Source organism: Aquimarina algiphila (genome assembly GCF_007489275.1).
Classification (GTDB): Bacteria; Bacteroidota; Bacteroidia; order Flavobacteriales; family Flavobacteriaceae; genus Aquimarina; species Aquimarina algiphila.
The window spans coordinates 1-11,927 of the sequence record NZ_VLNR01000136.1; the positions used below are offsets into that span (position 1 = coordinate 1).

Annotated in this window: 6 protein-coding genes; all 6 read left to right on the forward strand. The window is 36.4% G+C overall.

Annotated features, from left to right (window positions below; genetic code table 11):
• Positions 1 to 3,561 (forward strand): PKD domain-containing protein (locus tag FOF46_RS30350; protein ID WP_143919167.1); only part of this gene is annotated, 3,561 nt, incomplete at its 5' end.
• Between the two features lie 23 nt (positions 3,562 to 3,584).
• Positions 3,585 to 7,049 carry a DUF6443 domain-containing protein gene (locus FOF46_RS30355; RefSeq protein WP_143919168.1) on the forward strand — a complete coding sequence of 1,155 codons (3,465 nt, stop codon included), beginning with the start codon at positions 3,585 to 3,587 and terminating at the stop codon, positions 7,047 to 7,049.
• A 408-nt stretch (positions 7,050 to 7,457) separates the two neighbouring features.
• Positions 7,458 to 7,976 (forward strand): CPBP family intramembrane glutamic endopeptidase, encoded by a 519-nt coding sequence (locus FOF46_RS33165; RefSeq protein ID WP_420885153.1) that lies wholly within the window; start codon positions 7,458 to 7,460, stop codon positions 7,974 to 7,976.
• A gap of 431 nt (positions 7,977 to 8,407) precedes the next feature.
• A complete protein-coding gene (locus FOF46_RS30365; RefSeq protein ID WP_143919170.1) occupies positions 8,408 to 9,955 on the forward strand; it encodes a hypothetical protein in 1,548 nt (515 codons plus the stop codon).
• Between the two features lie 548 nt (positions 9,956 to 10,503).
• A complete protein-coding gene (locus FOF46_RS30370; protein ID WP_143919171.1) occupies positions 10,504 to 10,794 on the forward strand; it encodes a helix-turn-helix domain-containing protein in 291 nt (96 codons plus the stop codon).
• A gap of 84 nt (positions 10,795 to 10,878) precedes the next feature.
• A partial coding sequence (locus tag FOF46_RS30375; protein WP_143919172.1) for a hypothetical protein occupies positions 10,879 to 11,927 on the forward strand: 1,049 nt, incomplete at its 3' end.

The following is an 11,927-nucleotide window of genomic DNA, read 5'->3' on the forward strand; positions in this document are numbered from 1 at the left end:
GGTTCTCCAGAATATCAGCGTTGTATCAATGAGCGAAACCTAAATAATGTTTCTCATTCTTCCTCAGATAATGAAACCTTTGGGCTTTTATTACATAAGATCATTACTCCATCTGAAACGGTAACTTTTGATTATTCTACGTATACGACAGTCAATATCAATAAAAATCCAACATCACTGGATGCGGTAACAATAAAAAATAGTATAGGGCAAGAGGTGATGAAGTACACTCTAAACTATACTGATAAAACTGCTACAAGGAAACTATTGACTACTATAAGCAGGGGAAAAACAAATACCCCTCAACAAGAGTACTACCGATTCGAGTATTATGGAAATCCTACTTCTGATATTGCCTATTATAAACAAGATTATTGGGGGTATTATAGTGGTAATACAAATACTACTGGGAGTTTAATTTCAGAAAATTCAAATCGAACCTCTGATTTTGCAAGTACTCAAGAAGGGGCTTTAAAAAAGATACATTACCCTACTCAAGGATATTCAGAATTTATCTATGAACAAAACCAAGTGTATGGAAAACTAGATACTGGAGAAGTAGGTAGTGAAGCTCGCCTCGATATGGCTATAAATAAAACGATCACTTCAGATACCTATCCAATAAACGATAATATTAATGAAACGATTAGGGTTCCTTTTACACCAAAAGCACTTCCTGATGGCAGTGTTAAGGTTAGTTTTGGATACTATCTACATTCTTCTATGGGATATTCTCTCTCACTGGTAGAGCTCAAAAAAATAGGAGGCACGATCAAGAATTGTCCGGGAGCAGGGATATGTAACTATAAATTTGAAACTGCCTCTGCAGAACTGGAACCCGTTACCAAACAACAGGATCAAACATTATATACTCTGGAGCCTGGAGATTATGAATTAGTGCTTACCTTAGAAAGAATTGCTGCTCCTTCAAATCCAGACAGAACCCCAAGGGCGGTGGCAAGTGTAACATTAAAATACTATTCTGGTAATCCCCCATCAGAACCAGAAGTTACTAATATCCCTTTTGGAGGCATACGAATCAAAGAAATAAATTCCTATGATGCACAAGGAGGACATACCACCAAACGCTATTCGTATATGAAAGAAGATGCGGTTACTTCTTCTGGAATCAATCTTTCTAAACCTGTATTTGTGAGCAAAGAAAATTATCATTATCTCCCTGATCGTACTCCTCCAGGAAGGACAGAAATGGATTGCTACTTGACCAAGAGGACTTCCTCCAGTAATATCCCGTTAAGTACGTATATTGGTAGTCCGGTATTGTATACTACTGTAGAAGAGCAATTAGTTGGAGATGCTGGTGAAGTGCTTAAAACCCGGTCGTACTTTTCCGGACAAACAGATCTTACAGAGCGTTTTCCTTTTCCTCCAACCGAGAAAAAGAACTGGAGAAAAGGCCTGACATTACAACAACAATCCTATACTAAAGAAGGAAGCTCCTATACAGTGAATGGAAAAACTACAAATGTATATGGCCCGCTAGAACGTCATACTGGAGCTTCAGGCCATCTAAATTCATATAATTTAAAAGCAGGTAAGGTAAATTATGTTTTTGATGCGGTAGGAAATCTACAAACGATGACTTCTGGGGTTAATAATTCTCAATTTGTCACCTATGTCAATCGTTCTGAGTTATATCCTATGTTTTCTTCAAAACAGGAAGAAATACATGATAACAAAACTATTATTAAGAATAGCGCGTATACCTATGACAATCCTTATGGTCAGCTAAAAACACAGACCACAACCGATAGTGATAACAAAACGTTGACGACCGCCTATAGTTATCCTTATGATAAAAATAGTACAGTAAATAATCTTTTGGTGGCTCAAAACAGGATTACGACTCCTGTAGAAACACAGAGCAAAGAAAATACCACTATTCTTGGGACTCAGGTTACAGAATTTATCGATTGGGGGAATGGTATCGTGCTTCCCGGGATCACTAAGGTGGCCAAAGGAGGTGATACCCCAGAGCCTCGATTGACCTATCACAAGTATGATACTCAAGGAAACCCTCTTGAAGTATCTCAAGTAGATGGGCGTCATATTATGTATGTCTGGGGGTATAACAACACCCAACCCATTGTAAAAATTGATAATGCAAGTTATACGGGGATACCTGCAGCAGTAATGACACTGATTGATCAGTTAAAAACGACTTCAGATACAGAAGATACGGCTGTTGAAGAAACGACCATGCGTACGCTGTTTAAAAACCTAAGAGAGCATGCCTATTTTGCCAATGCACAGATCAGCGGATATACCTATGATCCATTAATCGGGGTAACCAGTATGACGAGCCCTCAAGGACAAACGGCATATTATAGGTATGATGATATGAACCGAATGCAATATGCTTTAGATCAAAATCAGCATGTCGTACAGCAAGTACGTTATAACTATCAAGGTCAGCAGTCTGATGCTTTGGGCGGAGTCATTATCGATACTCCGGGTGATCAGCCTAAGGTTCCTAACCAGCCTGCTACCTTTATGGCCAATACCTCTGGAACCGATGGCGCCAATCTATATACCTGGACAGTTAATGGTGTCGAAGAGCAATGTGATACCTCCCCTAATTTTACAACTACCTTTACCGGTGAAGGGACCTATGAAGTAAAAGTACTGGCGTATAATACCCACACCAAACATAGGGTAAGCCATACTATGAGTGTAGAAGCAGCATATCCTCCATTAGGAATTCCTACCGTGAGTGGAAGTCAGTATATCCTTAAAGGAACCAATGCTAGTCTTACTGCTTCTGGGATTAGCGGGGGAACAGGAAACAGTAGCTATGAGTGGTATGTTAATAATGTCAAACAATCCAGTACAACCACTAGCTTAACCTATACCAGTAATACCGCAGGAACCTATGATGTCTATTTTAAAGTAATTGATAATGAGAGTGGAAATATGGTAAACAGTACCGTGAGAAAACTATATATCTATAATCCATTAAATACGCCAAGTATCAGCGCCAGTAAAACGGATATCGATAGAGGGACTACGACCACTTTTACAGCCAGTGGGATTAGTGGAGGCTCAGGATATCATAGGTATGAATGGTATCGCAATGGAGTAAAACAAAGTGAAACAGGTACCAGTTATTCCTATCATTTCCCAAGTAAAGGAACCTATGACGTCTATTTTAGAGTAGTGGATACCAGAATTGCACCAGAACATTATAAGAATTCCAATACGAGAAGGCTTCATGTCTATGATCCGTTAACCATTAGCGTATCTCCCGGGACTTCTACCCTGACTAATGCCAATCCTAGTGTGAATATTAGTCTAAGCCGAAGTAAAGGTTCTGGACACTATTCTCAAAGCTGGAGGGTATGGCGATTAACCAATCCTTCTACCAACTACTATGCAGGAAGCGGTACAAGTCTACCCTTTGGATCAAGTCAGAATGGAGAATATGAGATTAAAGTTACCGTAACTGATACTAAGACCGGAACGGTAAAAGAGAAGATCGTTCCCATCATAGTGAATAAATCCTCTGGTGGAGGTGGTGGTGGAACCGGTGAGCAGTTTTAATAATCCCATAAAGAATAAGTAAGATGATAAACAATAAAATTATATATAGTATAGTGATGCTACTTATGGGATTGCAAATGCAGGCTCAGGTAGTGTTATCTGATAAGAATTATGTCCATACCACGGTTCCTCAAACGGCAGTAACCATTACTGATATGGAAAATGTGAGTTGTGCCAATGCCAATGATGTAGACAACACCATAGAGAGTGTCACCTACTATGATGGCCTGGGAAGACCCATACAACAAAGAGCGATCAAAGCCTCTCCTACAGGTAAAGATATTGTCACCCATATGCAGTATGATGCCTATGGTAGACAAGCCAAACAATATCTTCCTTTTGAGGCGAACAATACTGTTGGAAGTTATAAAACCGTAGATGTCAATATTGATATCAATGCGTATTATAAAAATACATATTCAGACGACTTTCCTGGGATTACGACCAATCTGGGAGATGTTAATGCCTATAGTGAGAGTGTATTTGAAGCTTCTCCTCTAAATAGAGTTACAGAACAAGGTGCTCCAGGTAAAGCATGGAAAGCCGATCCCAACAGTGATACCGATCATACGATCAAATTTGATTGGGGTACCAATGCAAGTAATGAAGTAGTGAATTTTACTGTAAGCTTTACAGGGGGTGATACCCAAAAGCCAGAACTGGCACAAAACAATCACTATACTCCCAATCAATTGTATGTGACCATTACCAAGGATGAGAACTGGACACCCTCAGATGGAGATTTACATACGACCAAAGAGTATAAAGACAAACAAGGACGTGTAGTGTTAAAGAGAACCTATGCTTCGACACCCTCATCAACATCAGAAGCACATGATACCTATTATGTCTATGATAGTTATGGCAATCTTACCTATGTGATTCCACCAAAAGTCAATACTACAGACGGAGTATCGAACACTGAGCTTGTCGAAGTGTGTTATCAATACACATACGATTATAGAAATAGGCTCATCGAAAAGAAAATCCCGGGGAAAGGATGGGAATATATCATCTACAACAAACTTGATCAACCGGTACTTACCCAGGATGCATTACAGAAACAAGACAACCTCTGGCTCTTTACCAAGTATGATGCTTTGGGTAGGGTAACCTATACCGGAAAATACACCGATAGTCGGGATCGAGGAGCTATACAAACCACAGTAAATGCAGCTACTTCTCTCTGGGAAGAAAGAGGAGCTGAAGCAATGCTGGATGGCACAGCAATCTATTATAGCAATACTGCATTCCCAAATACCAATCTGGAGCTACTTACTATCAGTTACTATGATGATTATGATGTTGGAGATGCCGTAGGATTTCATCCCTCTACCAGCAGCGGACCTTGGGAGGGTATGAATGTAGTAGTATATCCAAAAGGATCGCAGACAGTATCGAGAGTACGGGTATTAGACACCAATCAATGGATCAATACGGTATCTTATTATGATGAAAAAGGAAGGCTATGGGAAACTAATGTAAATAACCAATACCTGGGCACTGATGATTGGGTGCTGACCAAATTGGACTTTACCGGGAAACCTTTAAAAACCTTTACTAAGCATATCAGAAACGGAGTACTCACCTGTACTACTGATCTGTTTACCTATGATCATATGGGAAGATTGCTTACGCAAACTCAACAGATCAATACCCAGGATACCGAGCAGATTGTGAGCAATACCTATGATGCCTTAGGACAACTAGAATCCAAAGCTGTGGGAGGCGTTGCGAATGCCAGTGAAGCAACCTCCCCACTACAAGAAGTGAATTACAAATATAATGTAAGAGGCTGGCTTACAGGAATTAATGATGTAAATACTCTAGGAAACGATTTGTTTGCTTTTGGCATCAATTATAACACCACTACAGAAGGTTTAGGAGCAACTCCTTTGTATAATGGTAACATCAGTGAAACCCTTTGGAAAACTGCCAATGATAATACCAAACGAGCCTATGGATATCAGTATGATGAATTAAACAGAATCGTAGAAGGGCGTAGTAATGATGGAAATTATAACCTATCCAATATATCCTATGACAAAATGGGAAATATCCTAACGTTAAATAGGACAGGACATATAAATGAAGCTGTTACTTTTTTTGGGGTAATGGATAATTTAGGATATACCTACGATGCAGGTAATAAACTGGTAAAAGTTACAGATACTGCAAACAAAATCTTTGGGTTTAAAGATGGAACCAATACTAATGATGATTTTACTTATGATGATAATGGCAATATGGTCACCGATCAAAACAAAGGCATTACAGGGATTACCTACAATCATCTCAACTTGCCTAAAACAGTTTCTATATCCAATGCGCAAGGAACAGGAAATATTACTTATATTTACGACGCTACTGGAGCAAAGCTTAAGAAAATTGCTCCAAGTGGAAGTTCTTTAATAGAAACGGAGTACGCAGGTAACCACATCTATAAAAATGGCAATCTTGAGTATTTTAGTACTCCCGAAGGTTATGCAACTCCAGAAGGGACAGGATATCGATATGTGTACCAGTTCAAAGATCACCTTGACAATGTTCGTTTAAGCTACACCAAAAATGATACAGGCAATCTAGAAATTATTGAAGAGAATAATTATTATCCTTTTGGTTTGACTCATAAAGGCTATAACAGTACTGTATCTTCTTTAGGAAATTCTACGGCACAATTATTGAAGTTTGGTGGTAAAGAAGAACAAAATGAACTTGGGCTTGTTTGGATAGATATTACAGCCAGAAATTACGACCCTGCATTAGGAAGATGGATGAATCTTGATCCATTAGCAGAGAAAATGCGTAGACACTCACCTTATAACTATGGATTTGATAATCCTATTTATTTTATGGATCCTGATGGGATGGCTCCTTTTGGTTTTGAAGAAGGACCTATTAGAGATAAAAATGGTAAAATAGTAGCCTATGAGGTTGAAGCAGGACAGGGACCAAGTCAAATAGCCGAGGATTTAAATTCAACAGGAGAATTCAATGTTGAAGCAAATTATTTTGATATAGTCGAATCTAACCCTACAAAGTTCAGCAATGTTGAAAACCTAAGTGATATTAATGACCCAGAATTTAGAAAGTTAAATTTGAATGAAGGGGATAAAATAAATATAGATAAAGTATTAGATAAAGAGTCTATTGCACAAGAAAAAATATCTGAAAGAAGAGAATTAGCAAGTGATGTAAATGATACTAGAAAATCAATTGATAAGGCAAACAAAGATATTGATTCTTTGGTAGAAGTTAAAAAAACCGCAATTGAACGTCATGAGTTGAACAAGTCAGCAAAAGCACATGAAAGTCATCCATCTGATCCTAGTGCTGCTGGTGCTTTAAGTGAAATAGGAGGTGCTCTAAGACATGGATTAATTGAAATGAATTCTAATAAGATGATCAAGGAGAAAAAGAGGGATATTGATAGCATGAAAGCTTTGAATAATGAAAGATTAAATAAAATGAAAAAACTAGATAACTAATACTAAATAAAAACTCTTTTGAATAAAATAAGAATTCCTTTATTGTCTTAAATATAATGCTTAAATATGCTTAGAAGTCTTTTAAAATCTAGTTTAACTTTAGTTATATATTTCACTTTATACTATGGGTTTGAAAAACTATTGAAATTCATCTTTCTAAGAGAGGAATTCATTAACATTAATCCAGATTATTTTTTATTTATTGATCCTATATTAAGTGTGTTCTTTATTAGTATATTAATTTGGTTTATAAGGAAAACTTTTTTGATTGATAATAACAAAACCAACATTAGTATTCGAATTTTACCTATTATAGCTTTTTGTGCTATTACTTTTTTTATAATTAAAGAGCCCTTTTTGAGAATAGATTTTATTTTAGATAAAAAAGAAATTCCTGAATCGGTTGATATGTCGTCTAGGAGTTTACTTAGTTTAGTTGCTATTTTTTTAAATATAGTAATTATGACCCCAGTTTTTGAAGAATTACTTTTTAGGAAAATTATGATGGGCTTTTTCTCTAGAAATCATTTGATTATAGCTATTATTTTATCTAGTCTCTTTTTTACATCAGTTCACATTAATTTTAATGAGATAAATAGTTTTACACTAATCACTTTATTTAGTTTCGGATTTATCTCTTGTGTATTATATATTCGATTTGGCTTTATATATAACTTATTATTTCATGTTTTTAGTAACTTGATATGGTTTATAGTTGATGTAAATCGTCATACATATTGGAAATTGTTAAAAATATTCGATTTTGGCTTTTTCTATTGGGGGATTATCATAATTTGTTTTGGTATAATTCTCTATTTGATGATTAGATTATTTAGTCAAATAATTAAAATAAATAATTCGGAATCAGGTTATTTGAATCAATTGGGGAACACTAAACCTTCTATATATTCAATATTTATTAAATAAGCCCCCGCTAGGGTATAATATGTGCTAGTTTGCGTTTGTAACTCGGACTACCATAAGAGTAAGAACATAATAATTAAAAGACAGTCATCTAGATAGGTGGCTGTTTTTTTATTGTGGGTTATAAGAAAGCTTGCTTGGTTTTAAAGTTCTAGATTACATTATCAATCAAAAAGAGCAGCTTACTTTTGGTGTCTTCGTCAAGCTATTCAATATCTTCAATACGTTTTACACCCCTTTTTATTTTTTTATTATGCAACACTTTCTTTGCCTTTATGTCTTAATAAAGTAAGGAAAGTATAAAAATTTAACAAATTCCATAAAATTGGTTTAATTTTTGTGCGTTCTTTATAATGATAAGTAGTAGTCCTACCCCAGGCAATTTAGCCGGCTTATCGGGAAACAGAAAATAGTAACTAAATAACTTAACCAATATGGAGCACTTCGGTGTATTCTATGGTATCTTCCGTGAGGATATGCCATTGCTTTTGTCAGGTTTTTTACCCAGGGGAAAATATCTAACTTTTTTAAAACGCTATTATCCCTATGTATTTACCCATTTATCCATGGTGGTCAAAAAAAGATCCGAATGTTCTTTTACCGTTCTTAAAAATTCAGAGACCCCTTTCTATACCTATGAAAGTTCGCTTAAAGAAGGGTTTAAAAACACTTTGCTAACAGAAATCAATCCAAACCTACTGTCATTCCTTTTGGATCATATTTCCGTACAGCAAAGTAACATTCAGGAAGTACACATCAGGGAAACTGAAGAGCGTTATATAGTAGATATCTTTATCAATAGAAGTTATACTACTTTATCCAATACAGCACTTTGTTATTATTACTATTTTATATTGCTGCGACCTACGTATAACGATTTCACAGAATATTTGCATCAACTCTATTTTGATGAAAGTATCAGTGAAGAAAAAAGGGAAAGTAAAATTCGTAAATACCAACTAAAACTGAACTACTATATCGCTACCTTGGAGAAAACATACCTTACTGATACCTCTCAAAATGTATCATTGCATAAAGGTATACAAGATGTTTTTCGATGTATGCACCGATACTTGGATCGCATACTTATCTATATGGAAGAATGTTGCGACACATATTTAGATAAAGAGTTAGGAGTATCTTATGAGCAACGACGACAATTCATTTCTACCTATTATGATGTTTCTCAAGAATTGATTGTCCTTTTCAAACAGCAGAAACTCCCCAAAGAAATTGAACTGGAACTCTGTAAACCTTTATATAAAATTACTTCAGATACTTTTACTCCATTAACTTATATAAAACGGGAATTCTACCGCAAATATATAGACCTGTTTACACGTCTGTTTACAAAATTGGAATCCCCGGATCACGATCAGGTCTATAGCCTTATGATTGCCCTGGATCTGAATACCCATAATGTAGGTAAGGCAATGAGTATAGAATTACTCCATCGACTGGAAGATTTTTCTACTCCGACCGAACAACAAACCTATCTGTATCGTCAACTCATGCGGGTAGAAGAAGTCCCGGTGACTTCCCCCATTAGTTACCATCCTGAGTTCCCAAGCTTAAAAACATATTTGATCAGTTACATCAGACAGCGTATAGCCCTCTCCCATCAAACCTATGAAATTGAACAAATCAATACTAAAAAGATACCCAGTTCAGATATGGGTATCGTGAATATTACCAAGTCCAAAGTTGTAAAAAGAAAAGTAAACCTTACCATCCCGGAATTAGCTTTGTTTGCACGTCTGTTTACAGAAATAAAAGTTGTGAGTGTCAAAGGAAATAAACAACAATATTTTAAATTCCTTTCACAAATTTATATGTCCAAAGATGATAAGGATATCTCAGAGAACAGTGTTAAAAATGCATTCTACTCCAGTAGTAAAGATACGTTAGCTTCTGTTGAGCGCCTTTTAATCCGGATGCTCAATACTATCCAGAAGTTTAAGGATTCTAAAATGATTTCATAATGTAGGTCAACCTTTTAAAAAGGTATCGCTAAGCAGGATATTGGTATGGCCCCTACAGATGCCCTTTTTATGTTTTACCTCCCCTATTTTTTAATCGATTTTGATCACTTTTTTCTGTGGTCTTTTCTATAATTAATGTTAATATTTTAACAACCTCTGGAAACACCAGTTTTTATAGGGGTTGCATTCAAGTACGGTTTTGAACGGTTTTACTGGGGTTTCCAGTGTTTTTTTGCGCATTTATAATTTTTTTTCTGTGATTTAATGTGAATTAGCGTGACACCTTTAAACTTACAAAAATCTAAAAATCAACACTTTGCTGTCTTTTCTAATGGGGTTGCGCAACCCTTGCGCCCCAAATTCGCTTTTGTTTTTTTGTTTTCTTTATTCCAGAGATGTTGAAAAGTGGGTTCCGGGGATATCATCCGGGGGCTAAAACCAGAATTTCAATACCAGTAGGATCCTGCTTTTTTAAAACTGGTATTGAAATTAAAAACCAAGCTTTCTTCATCCTTTAAACAAAGTAGAACATATTCAAAAATATAGCAATGGAATTAATTGTATTCGAAAAGGACAGTTATTATAAACTCATGGAAGAGACTATGGTACTTATGTATAAAGTCATCCATGAAAAGCATAAACAAATTCAATCTGCAACAGAAGAAGAGCATGATTTTCTGACTACCGAGCAAGCGCTCAAGTTAATGGGGTTAAAGAGTAAGAAACGGCTCTATATGCTCAGGGATGAAAAACTCATTGATTACTATCAGCATGGCAGGCGAAAACTATATTCTAAGAAAAGTATTATCGCCTACCTCAATGGACAAAAGATTGTATGACATACACAAAAAACACTTCATTAAAAATGGTTTTCGGGGGATAAATATTCCTTATCCCCTTCAAAAACCTTAAAAAATCATATCATGATCACAGAAACCATACCCCCTATACGCCCCTACTATGATTTTAGCGCGGTCTTTATGGCCACAAAGGCATTTATAGATCGGCACAACGAAAAACACGATCAATTGACCGAGCGATTAAATGCCAACCATAGGGCCACCGCAGAACTAATTACGCGACTGTATGCCAAACAACTCAATCATGCCGTTTCATTGGGGGAAGATATCTCAGAACAGCTCCCTGGCTTTAAAACCTTTAATCCAAGTTTGGCATCCTGTAAAGGGTGTACAGTACGAACCATTATTAACCATAAGGAACGGTTAAAAGCAGCAGGATTTATCAGTAAAGAAATCCATAGGGGAAAAACAGGGATTGAACTCTGGATCAATCCGCAGGTTTTTACCCCTAAAAAGATATCCATAATTAAAGGAAATATGCAGGGGATCATTAAAGATATCAAAGCTGCCTATGGCAGTGAAGTGAAAAATTTACACCCATTAGTTCATGTACAACAGGAACAAAAAAAGAATAATAATAGCACTGTGGATAAGTTCATAACTCCGGAAGAAGGAGTTCACCTATCGGCTCACAGTCCAAAAGAAACTAACGTTACAGGAACAGTACAGGAACAAGACAAGAACACGAGGAAAAGTCCGGTTTCCGGCTCAAAAACCCAAACCAGGGGCGCAAAAAAAATGCGTAAAAATGGGTCGGATCCGGCTTTTTTATTACAATTAGTCCGTGATTTCTGGAAGTATGCCAAATTGCTATTGTTTTCGGAGTTGATCCTGAGTGAGGTAGAAGAAAATGAAATCTTAAACCATATCTGGGTATCGGTATATCGAAAATTCAGGGTCAAAGGCAGTAAAAAGGATTGGGAAGGCTACCAACAAATTCTTTATAAACGTGTAGATATGGTCTCCAGATACCTGAAGCGCAACCCCAATCGCTGGGTGGCCCCTGCGCATTTGTATTTCAGCCCGGATAATAAGCGTAATGGCTTTAATAAAACCTACGATTGGTATCTCAAACAGGAAATCCTTAAAAAAGAGATCCGAAACCAAATCCT